This window comes from Paraburkholderia sp. GAS448 (assembly GCF_050435685.1).
Classification (GTDB): domain Bacteria; phylum Pseudomonadota; class Gammaproteobacteria; order Burkholderiales; family Burkholderiaceae; genus Paraburkholderia.
The window spans coordinates 268,069-284,843 of sequence record NZ_JBNDKT010000004.1 but is presented as its reverse complement, the minus strand read 5'-3'; the positions used below and the strand labels follow the sequence as shown (position 1 = coordinate 284,843).

The window sequence follows — 16,775 nt, the reverse complement described above, 5'->3', positions numbered from 1 at the left end:
TTCTTTGAACCTGGTATCCCCGTGATTTGTACAGAAATCACGGGGATACCAGGCAGGCCGGCGCTTCGGTCTTAGCGAAGGTGGGAATAGATCTGATGAGCGATTCCGGCTGCGGAGAGCACGCCGCCCATCATGGCACCGGTGACACCAGGGCTTGTTACATCCTGCCCGGTGAGAAACAGCCCAGGAACCGGCGTCCTGGCCTTCAGACTTTCCGAAAGAAACCTGCGCGGACTGACTTCAAGCCCGTAGCTTGCGCCCCGCTGAGCCCCGCTATAGGCAGACATGGTCAAGGGTGTGGAGACCTCATGAAACACAACCATCGAGGCAAGCTCGGGAAAATATCGCTCGAACTGCGCCAGCAGGCTCCGCCCGATCGCCGCCTTGAAATCTGTGTATTCGTCCGGCCGGTGTTGCAGGCTTGAATCGCTCCAGTTCGCGAACCGCTCCCAGTTGATTATTGCCACGACCTCAGCGGTATGACGTTGACGGTCGCCAGGTGCGTGCGCCGGATCTTTCAGCGACGGAAATAAGACGAACAGTACGGGTGCGGACGGTTCTTCGGCCGGGTTTTGCCACACGCCGGCTTCGATGTTCCAGCCGATGACCGCGGGCCGCCTCGTGCGCGCCGCGAACTCACACGCCGCTTCCACTTTCGGCCCCATCGAGCCTCAATTCTCCGTCTATCTCCCATTTGACTTGCGTCAAGGCATGTCCGGTCGTGCCGGGTAGGCTGAGATTGCTATCGCGGTGGCTGAACAGAACAGGTTCGACGAATTGCCGAGTCAGCCGGCGGTGCTATGAGCGCGCTGCCGTTCGACGGCGGACGGGAGCCCGGTAGGTATCGATGCAACCGCGTATCAAGAAATGGACAATAGCGTTTCCTGTCTGGGATTGAACGGTATCGACTCGCACGACGATCCGAGAGTCGTGCGTGCATGGAGGTGGCTTCACTGGATTCTGGTCGCGCTCAGCACGCTCGCCATTCCTGCCTTTACGTCGAACTAACTGCCGGTGCACCCGCTTTGATCGCAACGGCCCGCATGCTGTACGTGTGCATATTCGCTGGATTCACAGCTTCGTTCGCCTGGCTCCTGACTCTGAGCCGCAAGCCAAAACAGGTTGTGCTGCGCAACCGGTTTGACGTTTTGATCGTGCTCGGGGCCGCGGCAAGCGCCGGGTGGGGTGCTACTCCATGGTCATCGCTGGAATGGGTGCTGCGCATGGCGTTCATGTGTATCGTGGCTACGCGCATCGTGTTGTCACTGCGCAATATGCTCGCATCCAATCGATTGCTTCTGCTACTCGCCACGGGAGTCGCGATACTCGCTCTCGGGGGCGCCGGTTTCTATTGGCTGGAGCCACGCGTTCACAGCTATGCCGAGGGCGTATGGCTCGCCTTTGAGAGCAGTGCCACGGTTGGGTATGGAGACATTGCGCCAACGACGCCAGCATCACGCGTGTTGGCCGCGTTCGTTGTATTGCTTGGCTATGGAATGTTATCGCTGGTCTTTGCCAGCATCGCCGCGATCTTCGTTGGACAGGAAGAAAAGCTGCTGCGTCGCGAGATGCATCGTGACATCAAGCGTCTCCACGAGGAAATCGCGGTGCTGCATAGAGAAATGCAGGGGCTACGCGGATCGCTGCCGGATCGCGGCGACGCGGCGGCTGCCAAAACACACCATCCGGCCGGCGAATGACACGGAATGGCCGGTCACCGGATTGATCGCGCTGAAAGCGGCGATTTCGTGGAAGCAGGCTGCCTCCGAACAGAAGCGGTTGCAGATCAACTGAGGAAGGGCACATTGGCGTCGCGCGCTGCAATCGCATCGCGCCGCGCCTTCCGTCAGCGCCTGTCCGGGCCGGACCCGCGACGCGCGGATGGGCAGTCGGACACGGGACGGGCCAGAACCCTCCTCAGGCGCCAGATTCAGATGTAAAGTCAATCTATCGTATTCCGCCGGCGTCCTTCGAGCGCGCGGTCTTCCATATCCCTTCAAGTCTGGCTTTCAAAATGAAATACAAGGACTATTACGAGGTTCTCGGTCTGGAACGCACCGCGACCCAGGAGGACATCAAACGGTCGTATCGTAAGCTCGCACGCAAATATCATCCGGACGTCAGCAAGCACACGGACGCTGAAGATCGTTTCAAGGAACTGGGCGAAGCCTACGAGGTGCTCAAGGACCCGGAAAAACGCGCGGCTTACGATCGTCTGGGTAGCGACTGGCGAAACGGCCAGGACTTTCAGCCCCCGCCGAACTGGGACGAAGGTTTCGAGTTCAGCGGTCAGGGCGGCCCGCAGGAAAACCTCGACGACTTCTTCGCGGCGATGTTTGGCGGCGGCCACGGCGCGCACGCTTACGCAGGATCGTCGCCGGCGATGGGTCAGGATCACCACGCGAAGGTGCTGATCGATCTGGAGGACGCCTATCGTGGCGCGGAGCGCTCGATCGTACTGCAGTTGCCGGTTGTCGATGCGCAGGGCCATGTCGCGCTGCAGTCGCGCACGCTGAACGTTTCCATTCCGAAAGGTGTGCGCGCCGGGCAGCATCTCCGTCTTGCGGGGCAAGGCGGTTCCGGAGCGGTGGGCGGACCGGCCGGCGATCTCTATCTGGAAATCGCTTTCCGGGAACACCCGCGTTTTCACGTCGACGGCCGCGATGTCTCGATCGACCTGCCGGTCGCCCCCTGGGAAGCCGCGCTCGGTGCTCACGTGACGGTGACGACGCCGGACGGCGCGGTCGAAATGACGGTGCCGAAGGGGTCGACTGGCGGCAGGCGCTTGCGGCTCAAAGGAAAGGGAATCCCCAGCAAACCACCCGGCGACCTGTATGTTGTCTTGAACATCGTGTTGCCGCCGGCCGACAGCGAGCCTGCCAGGGCGGCATACGAAGCGATGCAGAAGGCGTTCAACTTCGACCCGCGCGCGCGGTTTTACGGGTGATTCATCATGAAAGAATCTGAGACGACCCATCTGGAAGGCCAGCTTGTCGATGAAGAGGTCGAGTTCACGCTCGTCGAACTGTGCCGGGTAACCGGAGCATCAGAAGACGAGTTGACGCTGTGGGTATCCGAAGGCGTGTTCGATCCAGACGGCAACGGACCGCAGGACTGGCGCTTCAGTGGCGCGTCGCTGCGCCGTGTCCGGACCGCGCAGCGGCTGGCGCACGACCTCCAGATCAACGCGCCGGGCGTCGCCCTCATACTCGACCTGCTGGACGAAATCGACGCATTGCGGGCGTACCCCCGGCGTTCGCCGCGAGGATAGGTCCATGCGGTCACGGATATCGGCAGCGGCGACGAGTCCGCGCCGGCAAATGATCTCATGGATCGCGTGTTCGTCGGAACCGCCCTTTCCTGGTCGGTGTCATGGTCTGTTCGCAATGGTCGTCAACTGGTCACCGCTAGTACCGTACGACGCCCAAAGCGTATGTGGGCGTATGCGAGGTATTGCGTCGCGGGTTCCGGTGGTGGTGGCCGCGCTATCGACCAAATGGAATGCCGGTGGACTGAATCCACCCCATCCAGTGCGCAAATTGGATCGAGAGGAACAGTGAAATGGAAAGCCCCACGCGCGTGGCTAGCGACCAGACCATCCGCTGGGTTGTGCCCCGGTCGTGCATCATGAAATAGAGCGCGGAAGCCATGCTGCCAATAATCAGGAGGAATGCGACGGCGACGATAAAATGCATGATGAGCTGCTCAGTGTGAAATCAGACGTATCTGGAACGCACGAACCGAGGCGGTTGAGGCACGTAGCCAGCGAATGGGAGAGGGCGCATGCCGCGCAGTGGTTGTAGCAAATGTATCTACATGGAAAATCCCTCGAGGACAGCGCGAATCAGAACCTGTCTGCCTTGAGAAGCGCGGCGAGCGTCGCTCGTTCTTCTGCAACATCTGTGCTGTTTCTCTGTGGCCAGTTCAGAACAATTCCATCGTCGAGCGATTCCCGCACTAGCGATGAATAGTCCGATTTGTGCAGTTTGCCGGATTTCATTGCGTCCGCGACGTCGTGCCGGAGATCGGGGGGGAAACTTGCATAAGCTGCCGAGAGGGACGCGTACTGACGTGCATCGATTTCGCCGGACGAACGAAACGAAGTCCAGCACACAACGACGATAACCGCCATCAGCGGCACCACGGTGTAGCGAAGAATGAACTTGACGGGTGTCATGAGAGGGTTTTGCGCAGACTGCCGACACACAGGCGCGTCTGACGCACAGAAAGGTTGTGCGCGTACCGTGGGAAGTCAATGACCGGAAGAGAGGCGGTCCGCGATGGGTGCGAGGCCAGACACCACGCGTACTGCGAACCGGTGGCTACTCCCTGTGCCGTCTGACTATACCGAAGCCTGATCCGTGCAGTGCGCGGCACTTTGCCACATAGTTCGCCGATACGCAAAGCGCGTGCATATCGATCGCGCCCGGGATGTTCGACGTTCATTTCACGTGCCTGCCGCTTAGCGCCCATACCGCTACGATTACCAGAAAGACCGCACAGGAACCCCATTGGGTCAGGATGCCCGACCATGCCAGAGTTGAATTCGAGGCTGCTTCAGAATGGCCGGCCGGATGGAGGAGGACGCCGGACGGGAGGTTCGACTGCTTTTCCACCAGCCACCACTTCAGCGTCAACGCAACCGAGGCCATACCGCTGCCATGAAGACGATCATCGTCAGTAGCTGTGGCCACGCATTGCGCAGCAAGGCGCTGGCGGCGGCAGTCAGGCGGGCCAATCGATCACGCATTGCTTGTTGCTCTCGTTGGTCCCGGTCTTGAGCGCGGGACGGTCCTGATGCACTTGTCCGGTTCACAACCCATATTGAGAATCTGTTCCATCCATCGTTGGCGTGACCTCGATCATGGCTGAAGGGTTGCCCGTTTCACCCGCAGTGCAGTGAGAACACCCTTCAGGATATCGATGGGCGCCGGTGGACATCCCGGGATCGTGACGTCAACAGGAACGAGTTTCGAGAGTGGCCCACAGACGGCATAGCTATCCCTGAACATGCCGCCCGTACACGCACACTCGCCGACCGCGACGACGAGCTTGGGGTGGGGCGTCGCTTCGTATGCCCGCCGCACCGCTTCCTTCATGTTCAGTGTCAGCGGGCCAGTGACGAGCAGCATGTCGGCATGGCGGGGACTCGCGACGAACCTGATACCCAGACCTTCGATGTTGTAGTAGGGATTGTTGAGCGCATGGATTTCCAGTTCGCATCCGTTGCAGGAGCCCGCGTCGATCTCGCGAATGCACAGCGCCCGGCCTAGTACGTCGAGTATGTCCTGCTGGATCTGCTGGCTTTCAGTGCGCCATGCGTCATCACTTTCTGGCACACGCTCATCCGGTGTGTCAGTTCTCGCGATCTGTTTGAGAAGTTGCCACATTACAGGTCGTGTCCCGCGTAGTTCAGATTGAATGACTTGTTGATCAGTGGAAAATCGGGAACGATATTGCCGATGATCGCGTGTTCCAGTGCCGGCCAGTTCTGCCACGACGGATCATGACAGTGACAGCGCAAAATGGTCCCGTCAGCCCCGGTCTCGAGTGCGATGAACACATCGCCGCGCCAGCCTTCAATCCACCCCACCCCACAGGATGGCGCGCCTTCGTGTTCAATCGGCGTGACGATGTTACCGCCCGGCAGGTCGGAAAGGAGAGTCCGGATCAACCGGACCGATTCGTAGATCTCGTTGAACCGCACCGCGACCCGGGCTGCCACGTCACCCCGGTCATCGCTGACCGCCTGCACCTGAACCTCCTGGTAAGGCGCGTACGGGTGATCGACACGCACATCGATCTTCCGGCCGCTTGCCCGTCCGACCAGCCCGCACACGCCGAAGTGCTCCGCCACGCTTTCGGAGAGGACGCCCGCACCTGCAAAGCGATCCTGCAGCCCTGACTGGTCGTCGTAAATTTTCTGCATCACACGGACCTGCGCGTCAATCTGGTCGCACTGCGTCAGTATCGCGGTGATGAAGCGCGCATCCAGGTCCGTTAATATCCCCCCGGGAACGATCCGGTCCATCAGATAGCGATGTCCGAAAGCCTGATTGTTCAGACGTAGCCAGTCTTCCTTCAGACGGGAAAACTGCGCGAGGCCATACGCGAACCCCGCGTCGTTGCCGAGCGCTCCAAGATCACCCAGATGGTTGGCAATGCGCTCGCGCTCGAGTAACAGCGCGCGCAGCCACTGCGCGCGTGGCGGAATCCGTCCGTTCAGCGCGCGCTCGACCGCCATGCAATAGGCCCAGGTAAAGGCGACCGTGGTGTCTCCGGCGATGCGTCCTGCGAGACGGTGTCCGTCGAGCGCGGGCACGTGCGCGAACAGCCGCTCGATTCCCCGGTGCGCATAGCCCAGCCGCTCCTCGAGGCGCAACACCTTTTCGCCGACGACCGAGAAGCGGAAGTGTCCGGGCTCGATCACGCCTGCGTGGATCGGGCCCACGGCAATCTCGTGGACACCGTCACCGTCGACATGGACGAACGGATAGTCCGCTTCCCGGGATTGAAACCGCTCGGTCCCGGAGGACAATATCTGCAACGGAAAGTAATCGGCAGGCCAGTTGCCATGATTCAGCCACGGCCGTGTATCTTCGGCGCCGATCGCACGCAGTCCGAGCAGATCGTAGACGGCGCGTTGCATACGCGTTGCGCATGGAAAGACGGCCGACAGATCCGGGTATCCGTACCCGCTCTCATGCCCATCATCCGCAGGCAACTGAAGCCACAGGATGCCGTCTTCCAGCGCATAAGCGGCGGAGATCACGAACGCGCCTGCCGTCTCTTCGGCGCCCCACAGCGAGATGAGACGGCCACCCGCCTCGCGCACCGTTGTGGCCGTGCGGGTCCACGTGTCGGAATCGACCCGTGCGAGAAAGGCTGAAGACCTGCCCGCAAACGCGGACAGGCGGACCTGGTTGGGAAACCCGAATGCCTCGATGCGCATGTGTCACCCCGCGATCATGGCCGCCGCCTGCCGATACCACGTCGCAAGATAGGGCGGAATGTAGAGTCCCAGCATCAACCCAATGCCGAGATGGACGAATACCGGCAGCAACGCCGGCGAGTGCTCAAGAACCTTGGCCGTCGTGTCCCCGAACACCATGCCCTGCACGCGCACGAAGATGGCCGCGAATGCTACGGCAAGCGCGAGCAACAGGAAGGACGTGGCCCACGGGAGTTTGCTCGTCGCGGTGGTCAGGATCAGGAACTCGCTCGCGAAGACGCCGAATGGCGGCATGCCCAGGATCGCGAGCGTCCCGAGCATCATGCCCCACCCAACGGTTGGGCTCACGCGTAACAACCCGCGGATGTCGTCGATCGCCTGGGTGCCGGCCTTCTGGGCCGCATGCCCGACGGTGAAGAAGATGGCCGACTTCACCAGCGAATGCACCGTCATGTGGAGCAGGCCCGCAAAGGTCGCGATGGGGCCGCCAAGCCCGAAGGCGAACGTCATCAGGCCCATATGCTCGATCGACGAATACGAAAAGAGCCGCTTGACGTCTTTTTGCCGGAACAGAGAAAAGGTTGCGACCAGCACCGAGACCAGTCCGAAACCAACCAGCAGGTATCCCGGCAGGCCGTTGTGGAGTGCGCCGTCGGCCAGCACCTTGCAGCGCAGCACCGCATAGAGCGCGACGTTGAGCAGCAGGCCGGAGAGCACGGCCGAAATCGGCGTGGGGCCTTCAGCATGCGCATCGGGCAGCCAGTTGTGCATGGGCACGAGGCCGACCTTCGTGCCATAGCCGATCAGCAGGAACACGAACGCGAGCGAAATGATGGTTGGATCGAGACTCCCTTTGACCGCGTTCAGACTGGTCCAGAGCAGCGCATCGCCGCCGCCGAGCTGCCGGCTCGCCGCGAGATAGAGCAGGATTGTGCCGAACAGCGCCTGCGCGATGCCGACGCCGCACAGGATGAAGTACTTCCACGCGGCTTCGAGACTTGCCGCTGTGCGATAGACGCTGACCAGCAGCACCGTGGCGAGCGTGGCGGCTTCCATGGCAACCCAGAGGATGCCCATATTGTTGGTGAGCAGCGCGAGCAGCATCGCAAAGATGAACAGCTGATACATGCTGTGGTAGAGGCGCATGCGAGGGCCGGACATCTTGCCCCGGTCTCGCTCGATGCGCATGTACGGCCGTGAAAAGATCGAGGTGGTCCAGCCGACGAAGGCCGTCAGCGTAACCAGAAATACGTTGAGCGGATCGACGAAGAAGAGCTTGCCGAGCGCGAATGCAGGTCCGTGCGCCACGGTTTGCACGGCGAGCAGTATCGCGGCAGCAAAGGTCAGGAAACTGAACCCGACGTTGAGTTCCGCAGCGACATGGTGCTGTCCCACGAGCGCCAGACTTGCGCCCGCGAAGAGCGGAATGGCGAAAACCAGCAGCAGTACCCAGGCCTCAGTCATCTTTGAGCTTTTCAAGGTGGTGAATATCCAGACTGTCGAACTGCTCGCGGATCTGGAACATGAAGACGCCAAGGATCAGGATGCCCACCAGCACATCGAGTCCGATGCCGAGTTCGACGATCATCGGCATGCCGTTCGTCGCCGCGGCAGCGGCAAAGAACAGGCCGTTTTCCATCGACAGGAAGCCGATCACCTGAGGGATTGCCTTTGCGCGAGTAATCATCATCATGAACGACAACAGCACGCAGGCGAGTGCGATGCCGAGCGTGCCGCGCGCGACCGATGAGGCGAGTTGGCTGACCGGCGACGCGACGTTGAACGCGATGATCACGAGCACGATGCCGACCAGAAGGGTCGCGGGAATATTGAGCAGGGGCTCGACGTCCGTCTTGACGTTGAGACGCTGCACCAGCCTGTAAAGAATCCAGGGGATCAGGCCGACCTTGAGCACCAGGGTCAGTGCGGCGGAGATATAGAGGTGCACGTCGGCGGTGACGTATCCCAGGATGACATTGGCTGACACAAGTGCCAGGCCCTGCAGCGTATAGAGGTGGATCAGCGACAGGATCCGGCGCTGGCTGAGCATGGCAAACGACAGCAGCAGCAGGGTGGCGGCCAGGAAGTTGATGATCTGCGTGGCGAACCCGTGCATTCACGCCCCCAGCAGGAAGTGAACGAGCATACCGATGACAGCGAGCAGGAAAGCTGTCGCGAGAAACTCCGGCACACGGAAAATGCGCATCTTCGCGTTGGTCGTCTCGACTACCGCCAGCGCCGCCCCTCCCACGAGCAACTTGACGAAGAGCGCCGGTATCGCGAGCAGTAGCGCTATCGGATTGCCGGCTTCGGCGATGCCCCACGGAATGAACAGTGCGAGGCCGATGCAGGAGTACGCGAACAGTTTGAGGCTCGCGGCCCACTCCATCAGCGCGAGATGCCGGCCGGAATATTCGAGGATCAGTGCCTCGTGGATCATCGTGAGTTCGAGGTGAGTGGTCGGGTTGTCGACCGGCAGACGCGCGTTCTCGGCGAGCGACACCATCGTGAATGCGATGCCCGCGAACGCGAGGCTCGGGTAGATCGCCAGCTCGCGATGACTGAGCGTGGAGACGATGCTGGTCAGCAGGGTGGACTGCGTGATCAGCGACGCCGAAAACAGCACCATCAACAAGGCCGGCTCCGCGAGGAAGCCGACCAGCATCTCGCGGCGCGCGCCGAGCGTGCCGAACGCGGTGCCGATGTCCATCGCGGCCAGCGAGAGCGTCACACGAGCCAGCGCGAAGAGGCCCACCAGCGCGATTGCGTCCGCGGCAGGCGACAGCGGCAGATCGGTGGAAAGCGTGGGCACGATCGCGCAGGCGAGCGTCATGCACGCCCAGACGACATAAGGCGCGCCGCGGAATATCGGGCTTGCGTGGCTGGCGACCACGGACTCTTTGTTGAACAGCTTGTGAAGCATCCGGTAAGGCTGCCAGATGCTCGGCGCACGACGGTTCTGCAGCCGGGCGCGGCACATGTTGACCCAGCCCGTGAGCAACGGAGCGGCCGCGAGTGCGAGCAGGATTTCGAGTGCCTGCGAGATCAGTCCGGAGAGCGTGATCATCGTCTCACCAGCATCAGCAGCACAATCAATACAAGGAAGCTATGCATCAGATACACGGCGATGCGGCCGGTCTGAAGCCGCCCCGCCAGCGCAGCGATGCGCGAGATCAGCCGTTCCAGTGGCGCGTAGATCAGGGTCCACGCGCGATCCGTCACGGTGACGCTGTACACGGGGTGTTTGTCGAACGGCGAAGGAAGCCGCCGCTCGATTTTGAATAGCGGCGAGAAGATTTCGCGGATGGGCTGCCCGAACCCTTCGGCGGTGTCCTGCATGCGCGCGGTCACGAACGGAAAGCCACAGGCCCATGGCGCCGCGCGCCGCAGGCGTCCATGGTAAAGACGGCGGACCAGCAGCCAGGCGAGCCCGCAGCACGCGAAGAAAAACAGCAGAAAAACCGCCGGCATGTAGCTGGCCCGGTCTACGCTGGTGGGCGCAAGCAGCAGCCAGCCATTGCGGGCGACGGCTGCACCGATGCCGGCTCCCACCAGCATCTGGGTCACGCGATCCAGCACGGCCACGAACTGCACCGGCAGAAGCCCGAGCAACACGCATATCGCCGCCAGCCAGACGAAGCCGACCCGTTCCCAACGGCTGGCATCGCGCGCCCCGGTCAGCTTCGCTTCGCGAGGCTGACCGAGAAAGATGATGCCGAAAAACTTGACCATCGTGTAGCCCGCGAGTGCGGCCACCAGGGCGATCAGTGCCGCAACGAGCGGCACCACCATATTCAGGAACGGGTTCGGCAAGCCCGGCGTGAACAGAAAGCTCTGCAGCAGCAACCATTCAGAGACGAAGCCGCTCAACGGCGGCAGCCCGGCGCTTGCAAATGCGCCCACGAGCGCCGCCCATGCGGTCCACGGCATGACGCGGATCAATCCGCCCAGACGCCCTAGATTGCGTTCGCCGGTGGCATGGAGCACGGAACCCGTGCCGAGAAACAGCAGAGTTTTGAACGTCGCGTGGCTTGCGATCTGGTAGAACAGCGCCGTCAACGATAGCGCGGCCAAGGTGTTCATGCCGTACGCGCGAAACAGGATCGCCAGTCCCATGCTGACGAACATCAGGCCGATGTTGTCGATCGACGAGTAGGCGAGCAGCCGTTTCATGTCTGTCTGGATAGCGCTGAACACGACGCCGAACAGGGCGGTGAAGAGTCCGAGCGCCAGCAGGAATACCCCCCACCACCAGAGCTGGATGTGCAGCAGGTCGAACACCGTGCGCAGAATGCCGTAGAGACCCGCTTTCAGGATAAAGCCGCTCATGAGGGCCGACACCGGTGACGGCGCTGCCGGATGAGCCTCGGGTAGCCAGACATGCAGTGGGAAGATGCCCGCCTTTGCGCCGAAGCCAAACAGCGCCAGCAGGAATGCGACGGATGCCCAGAATACGTCGAGATGCTGTTGACGCATGTTGCCAAACGTATAGTCGCCGGTATTGGCCTGCAGCAGGCCGAAACACAACAGGAGCGCCAGCGCGCCGACATGGGAGATCAGGAAGTAGAGGTAAGCGGCCCGACGGATCTCCGCGATGCGGTGATTGCTCATTACAAGGAAAACAGCCGAAACCGTCATCGTTTCCCACGCGACCATGAAGCTGTACGCATCGTCTGCCAGCAGCAGCGCCGCCATGCTCGCGAGGCACACGTGATATTCGAAGCAGAGTAATCCGGGCGGTGTGCCTTCACCCTTGCGGAAGTAGCCGGCGGAGAACGCGCTCACGCCTGTGCTCACCACGCCAAACACAGCGAGGAAATACGCCGACAGGCCATCAAGCCGAAGATGGAAGGGGAGGTTCGGCAACCCGAGTGGCAGGATGATTTCCTGAGGACCAGCGAAAACGCCGGTCAGGCCCAGCCCGAACAGAGCCAGGCCGAGCACTGCGCCGACCGGAAACAGCCCGTGCGCCACCACCCGTGTTCGTCGCAGGCTGGCGAGTCCCAGAACGCTAACGACCAGCCAGCCCGCGATGACCAGCAGCACGTAGTGGATGACCAGAAGGTGTTCCATCGCCGTTGTCTCCGGTGCTGTCAAATGTCTTGTTCGACGGCAAGCTTGCCGGACGAAGGGTATCCCGATACAGGTTCCCCCCGGTGATGATGTTCCATTCTCTTGACGTGGCAACACAGGTCGAGATCCATCGATGTCGTCATGGCCTTCGCGCGGCCATGAAGGTCATCCCACCCCGGCACGGCTCTCCGCTTGAGGCCGACGGCAATGACGTTACCCCCACACTGCGTCGTGGTACAGAACAGGTTTCCGTCGCACGCCCGGCGCATCCGGTTGAGGTGCGTGGCGAGCCGGGCGTCATTGTTCAGCAGGTTGGACACGGGAACCCCTTTGTCACGCAGCGCCGCACGGCAGGAATCGTAAAAACCGGGGGCGTGGTGAAAGAGCTCAAAGGTCATCATGGTCTGCGTGTACGGGAGGTCGGGCTCGAATGGGTCGCTCTTGCGCAGCGAGCCTTGTATGCCGAATTGCCCAAAACGCAGTGATCGTGTGCGCAGCCCGTCGCGTACCACGGACTTTCCAGGCGGCCCTTTGAACAGTTCCGCCAGCGCATGCCTGAAGTGATGGTGATTGGCCGACAAATCAATCGTCTCCGGAAACTGCCTGGGCCGGGTGTGTACGCATTGCTCAATCCGCCCGACCAGCAGGTGCATCGAGTTACCAGTTTATGATAATGGCGTTATCATCCTAGCAGCTTTATTGATCTGGTTCTACAGATGACGCTCCGGCAATATCCGTGGAAAAGGCTCGCGTGCGTTCTGGGCATTGGCAACGCGGGCCTCACGTAACGCATGGAATTTCAGAAACAGCTTGCCGCACCGGCTCCCGCATGCGCCGAAGCGCGGCTCGGCGCAAGCAAACGCAGGAGTGGATACCTGATGCCAGCAGACTATTTCCGGACCCTCACGGGGAGGGACCGGACTGCAGGGGGCGACCGGCAGCTCGGTTTTTCGCTCGCCTTCGTGGCCGGCGCGACCAACGCCGGCGGCTTTCTCGCGGTGAAGCAATACACGTCCCATATGAGCGGCGTGGTATCCGCGATTGCCGACCAGGCTGCGCTGGGCGACTTTTCACTGGTCCTGGCAGGTGCCGGGTCGCTGATCTCGTTCCTGCTGGGCGCCGCCTGCTCGGCGGTGCTCGTCAACTGGGGGCGACGCAGGCGATTGAACAGCCAGTACGCATTGCCCCTGCTGATCGAAGCCAGCCTGCTCCTGTGTTTCGGCTTGCTCGGCAGCCATCTCGCCTTGTGGGAAACCCTGTTTGTGCCGGCAACGGTCGTACTCCTCTGCTTCATCATGGGTTTGCAAAACGCCATGATCACCAAGCTGTCCGGTGCTGAAATCCGTACCACCCACATGACGGGCATCGTGACGGATATCGGCATCGAGCTCGGCAAGCTCTTCTATTGGAATTCCTCGAGGGTGGACATCGCCACGCCTCACGTGCTGGCGAATCGTGCGAAGCTGAAAGTGCACGGGACGATGCTGGCCATGTTCCTTGTCGGGGGCCTCACGGGGGCGGTGGGGTTCAGGCATGTCGGGTATGCGGCGACGACTCCGCTGGCGGCACTGTTGACCGCGCTGGCGATCCTTCCGTTGATTGACGATCTCCGCGGCCGGAGCTACCGGCTCGATCACTAGTGCGGCAGTTGGCTGCGGGCCGTTTACGCCTCGGGCGGCGCGGCCGCCGGGACGGAGAACGAACTGCGGAACCTTGATGCGCATACTATGATAATTGGATTATCATTAGGTGCGTTACAATGATAATGGTAGTTATTGACTGGTGCCCTTCACGGTCCCGAACCTGAATGCCCAGATCGTGCGACACGGGTGTTCACCCGCGTCTGGAGGGGAGATTGACGTGATTGACACCAGTATCTCGCTTCTGTCCCATGACTACACGCATCGGTTCTTGCGAGACCTCGTGGGCCGTCGCGGACTGGTTGTCATCGGTGTGGGCAGGGCGAACGAGCGTGGATTCCAGATGCTGTACCGGTTTTCTGACATCTGCGACAGGCTGGAAGATTGCGGGATCAATGTCATCTTCGTCTATCAGAAGGAATCGGCCCGCCATGTCCACGACTCAACCTCACTTTTCGGGGCGCGATACAGACAACGGCCCTGTCTGTTTCTGGACGACGACGGACAGTTCTTTCGCGCTCCACTGCGTCCAAAATCACTTCGGGCAGTTCGTCTGGATCGGGAATTGAGGCGGCTCGGTACGGTCGACATTGCCGTGCGGGATGAAAGATGGGACTCGCAGTTACGCACTTTCCTCGCAGGATCTTCCTGATTTGCTTCAGGCAGTGCACTCCATTCCGCGCCCACTCGCCAACTGATCACGCCACAACTCGCACCCGATGATGCCCAGGAAAGGAAAGAAAAATCCGGACAGGCCACTGGTCATAGAGAACGATCAGGTTGTTTCGTTGTACTTTGACGCGCGTGGGGTCCAGAGCACGATGTTCCGGCACGATCCCTACGCTCTTGCGTTGGGGTACACGCGGACCATGATGGGTTTCCTGCTGTTACGGCCGTCCCCAAGCCGCGTTTCGATGATCGGTCTGGGCGGCGGCTCACTGGCGAAATACTGTTACCGCCATTTGCCAGACACCACCATCACAGCGGTCGAAATCAATCCGGATGTAATCGCGCTGCGTGACCGGTTCCACGTGCCGCGCGACGATGGGCGTTTCACGGTGGTCTGTGTAGATGGTGCGCAGTACGTCGCCGTCCCGAATCATCGCCCCGACGTGCTGCTGGTCGATGGCTTCAATGCCGACGGCCTGCCAGCCAGGCTGGGCAGCAGCAGGTTCTATGAAGCCTGTCGCCGCAGGCTGAGCGACGAAGGCGTATTGGTGGCCAATCTGGTGACGGACGAACCCGACTTCCATCGCTACCTGCGCTCGCTCTGGGAAGTCTTTGCCGGCGCAGTTGCTCTGGCGCCATCGGAAGGCAGTGAGCACAACGTCACCGTTTTTGCGTGGAAGGGCGCCGGCGGACTTCCGGCATTTACAGCGATGCTCGATCGGGCGCACGCACTTCAGGCCCGGTACGCGGTGAATCTTCATGCCACGGCCAAGCGCATTGAGTACGGCAAAAGATTTAACTGGAGTCGATATGGACAGACGGGTTGAGCGAATTGTCCGCTATGTGCAGACGGTTTCACTCTCACAGCCCGGGCCGTTGGGAGCAGGTGCACTCTCGAGGAAGGAAGATGACAGCAGGGCGCGACAACGAAAGCAGCACCTTGACCCGTGCGGCCATCAGGAGGCTTGAGCGTCTGGCCCAGCAGCGATACGGGCGCGACGCGCGCTCACTTGACTGGTCGGTCACGCAGGAACTGCGTAACGCCGGGTTTGTATCCGGCCCGGTGCAGGGGTGGGGCGGCGTGTCGATCACGCGGGCCGGACAGGATTCCTGCGTTCAAGAGCGGGGTTTCAGGGTGCCGCCGCTGCGCTGTTGCCGGCTTTCCGGCCACCCAATGGCGAAGCATGGATAGGTGTACGGGACTCTGCCTCGCAGACACCGTTGATGGCACCAAGATGACCCGAGTCGCACGATGTATTATAATCAAATTAACATATCTGGACTCTGCCCGTCATGGAAACGAAAAGCGCTCGACTCACGATTCTAATCGATCCTGTGAAGAAGGAAGCGTTCGAGAAACTGTGCGTAGCGCAGGACCTGACACCCTCACAGGTGGTTCGGCAACTGATCCGCGAATACCTTGAGCAGCACGGCGTTAGCTACAAGACAAAGAGCGCCATTGGTGCGCGTCCACGCCGGACAACTGCCTGAGTTACGCCGCCTTCAAGTCTCCGATCCGATCCGGTGGAGCGCCGCTGCCCGTCATTGCCCGTGGCTGCCGGTCGCATATTTGCTGTCAGCGCTTGCGGCCGACGAATTCATCCGTCGCTTCCTGCTACACGTGCTGCCCGACGGCTTCAAGCACATCCGCAGTTACGGCCTGTTCGCCAATCGCCACCGCGCAGCCAGGCTTGCCACCTGTCGCCGGCTTCCCGGCGTCGTTGCCCCCGCAAAAGAAACTTCCAGCATAGCGGACGACTACCCTGACCGTCACCAGCGACTCACCGGCAGGTCGTTACGCGATTGCCCCGCCTGCGGCAACGGCCAAATGGTGTGTATCTAAGCCTTCCTGCCCGGTGCACTTCCTCGTGCACCACCATCCACTCCCCATGATCCCTGATCCGCTCCAGCATCGCCCCGTACTACGTTCCCATCGATTCGCGCTGGCAACGCTGCGGAGCGATGGGTAAGCCCGGCGAAGTAACTATCCAGTGCCGCTCTGCCTGAGGTGGGTGTATTGCTTCAATGACGTCCAGCTGCGATGCCCGGTGACGGAGGCGACGTGCGGAATGTTCCAACCGAGTTCGAACAGCCACTACGTGCCCTCGTGCCGGAGATCGTGAAAATGTGGGTCGTCGATGGCTGGAAAGCTGCACGCCCTGGTGAAGCTGGCGCTGATTGACCTGTGGTTAAAGGGGAAGATGCGACCCTCACCGCCCGGCATTGAATCCAGGACGCGAGCTGCCTCGGTCGGCAGGTCGCACCACGTATCGTTACCGATTTTCTGTCCCGGATGTTTCATGTCGCGCACCATGACGCGATCACCCCGGTAATCTTCCCAGGTGATCGTCGTGATTTCCTCTTGCCGCCTCGTTGAGAAGAGGGCGAAGGCAATGATCTGGTGCATCGGGATTTCGGCGCGCTCGCGCGCGTCCATTTCC

General features: G+C 61.2%; 19 protein-coding genes and 1 pseudogene. 9 read left to right on the top strand and 11 right to left on the bottom strand.

Features of this window, described 5'->3' with window-relative positions:
- Positions 1–71: 71 nt before the first annotated feature.
- Complete coding sequence (locus tag P3T23_RS10200; RefSeq protein WP_429316036.1) at positions 72–665, bottom strand: hypothetical protein; 594 nt, start codon at positions 663–665, stop codon at positions 72–74.
- A gap of 360 nt (positions 666–1,025) precedes the next feature.
- On the opposite strand from P3T23_RS10200, the gene P3T23_RS10195 reads away from it, so the two are divergent.
- The 3 genes from P3T23_RS10195 to P3T23_RS10185 all read left to right on the top strand — a co-directional run bounded on the left by P3T23_RS10195 (position 1,026) and on the right by P3T23_RS10185 (position 3,271).
- Positions 1,026–1,700, top strand: a complete 675-nt coding sequence (locus P3T23_RS10195; RefSeq protein ID WP_429316035.1) for an ion channel — start codon at positions 1,026–1,028, stop codon at positions 1,698–1,700.
- A gap of 314 nt (positions 1,701–2,014) precedes the next feature.
- The gene (locus P3T23_RS10190) at positions 2,015–2,947 is read left to right on the top strand and encodes a DnaJ C-terminal domain-containing protein (RefSeq protein ID WP_429316034.1); all 933 of its coding nucleotides are present in this window, start codon (positions 2,015–2,017) and stop codon (positions 2,945–2,947) included.
- Between the two features lie 6 nt (positions 2,948–2,953).
- Positions 2,954–3,271, top strand: coding sequence for a chaperone modulator CbpM (locus P3T23_RS10185; protein WP_429316033.1), 318 nt, complete (start codon positions 2,954–2,956; stop codon positions 3,269–3,271).
- A gap of 214 nt (positions 3,272–3,485) precedes the next feature.
- Here the strand turns inward: P3T23_RS10185 and P3T23_RS10180 are convergent, their stop codons facing one another.
- From P3T23_RS10180 to P3T23_RS10140, 9 genes are all read right to left on the bottom strand, one after another.
- Positions 3,486–3,695 (bottom strand): twin transmembrane helix small protein, encoded by a 210-nt coding sequence (locus P3T23_RS10180; RefSeq protein ID WP_429316032.1) that lies wholly within the window; start codon positions 3,693–3,695, stop codon positions 3,486–3,488.
- A gap of 149 nt (positions 3,696–3,844) precedes the next feature.
- Complete coding sequence (locus tag P3T23_RS10175; RefSeq protein ID WP_429316031.1) at positions 3,845–4,177, bottom strand: hypothetical protein; 333 nt, start codon at positions 4,175–4,177, stop codon at positions 3,845–3,847.
- Between the two features lie 685 nt (positions 4,178–4,862).
- Positions 4,863–5,390: an NADH-quinone oxidoreductase subunit B family protein gene (locus P3T23_RS10170; RefSeq protein WP_429316030.1), complete on the bottom strand. Its 528-nt coding sequence runs from the start codon at positions 5,388–5,390 to the stop codon at positions 4,863–4,865.
- On the bottom strand, positions 5,390–6,952 hold the full coding sequence (locus tag P3T23_RS10165) for an NADH-quinone oxidoreductase subunit C (RefSeq protein WP_429316029.1): 1,563 nt from the start codon (positions 6,950–6,952) through the stop codon (positions 5,390–5,392). Before P3T23_RS10165 ends, P3T23_RS10170 begins: the two co-directional genes overlap by 1 nt.
- Before the next feature lie 3 nt (positions 6,953–6,955).
- Positions 6,956–8,416, bottom strand: coding sequence for a hydrogenase 4 subunit F (locus P3T23_RS10160; RefSeq protein ID WP_429316028.1), 1,461 nt, complete (start codon positions 8,414–8,416; stop codon positions 6,956–6,958).
- A complete protein-coding gene (locus P3T23_RS10155; RefSeq protein ID WP_429316027.1) occupies positions 8,409–9,068 on the bottom strand; it encodes a formate hydrogenlyase in 660 nt (219 codons plus the stop codon). Before P3T23_RS10155 ends, P3T23_RS10160 begins: the two co-directional genes overlap by 8 nt.
- Positions 9,069–10,019, bottom strand: a complete 951-nt coding sequence (locus P3T23_RS10150) for a respiratory chain complex I subunit 1 family protein (protein WP_429316026.1) — start codon at positions 10,017–10,019, stop codon at positions 9,069–9,071. It lies immediately after the preceding gene.
- Positions 10,016–12,025, bottom strand: a complete 2,010-nt coding sequence (gene hyfB, locus P3T23_RS10145) for a hydrogenase 4 subunit B (protein ID WP_429316025.1) — start codon at positions 12,023–12,025, stop codon at positions 10,016–10,018. The genes P3T23_RS10150 and hyfB overlap by 4 nt, the downstream gene beginning before the upstream one ends.
- A gap of 20 nt (positions 12,026–12,045) precedes the next feature.
- Entirely contained in the window at positions 12,046–12,678 is a 633-nt protein-coding gene (locus P3T23_RS10140) for a hypothetical protein (protein WP_429316024.1), read from the bottom strand.
- A 225-nt stretch (positions 12,679–12,903) separates the two neighbouring features.
- Between P3T23_RS10140 and P3T23_RS10135 the strand changes: the two genes are divergently transcribed.
- The 6 genes and pseudogenes from P3T23_RS10135 to P3T23_RS10110 all read left to right on the top strand — a co-directional run.
- Positions 12,904–13,665, top strand: a complete 762-nt coding sequence (locus P3T23_RS10135; RefSeq protein WP_429316229.1) for a YoaK family protein — start codon at positions 12,904–12,906, stop codon at positions 13,663–13,665.
- A gap of 220 nt (positions 13,666–13,885) precedes the next feature.
- On the top strand, positions 13,886–14,317 hold the full coding sequence (locus tag P3T23_RS10130) for a hypothetical protein (protein ID WP_429316023.1): 432 nt from the start codon (positions 13,886–13,888) through the stop codon (positions 14,315–14,317).
- A gap of 70 nt (positions 14,318–14,387) precedes the next feature.
- Entirely contained in the window at positions 14,388–15,161 is a 774-nt protein-coding gene (locus tag P3T23_RS10125) for a fused MFS/spermidine synthase (RefSeq protein WP_429316022.1), read from the top strand.
- An 80-nt stretch (positions 15,162–15,241) separates the two neighbouring features.
- On the top strand, positions 15,242–15,526 hold the full coding sequence (locus P3T23_RS10120) for a hypothetical protein (protein ID WP_429316021.1): 285 nt from the start codon (positions 15,242–15,244) through the stop codon (positions 15,524–15,526).
- Between the two features lie 101 nt (positions 15,527–15,627).
- A complete protein-coding gene (locus tag P3T23_RS10115; protein ID WP_429316020.1) occupies positions 15,628–15,825 on the top strand; it encodes a CopG family transcriptional regulator in 198 nt (65 codons plus the stop codon).
- Between the two features lie 91 nt (positions 15,826–15,916).
- A pseudogene (locus P3T23_RS10110) lies at positions 15,917–16,177 on the top strand (transposase); the annotation flags it as partial.
- A gap of 252 nt (positions 16,178–16,429) precedes the next feature.
- Here P3T23_RS10110 and P3T23_RS10105 read toward each other — a convergent pair.
- Positions 16,430–16,771: a hypothetical protein gene (locus P3T23_RS10105; protein ID WP_429316019.1), complete on the bottom strand. Its 342-nt coding sequence runs from the start codon at positions 16,769–16,771 to the stop codon at positions 16,430–16,432.
- Between the last annotated feature and the right edge of the window lie 4 nt (positions 16,772–16,775).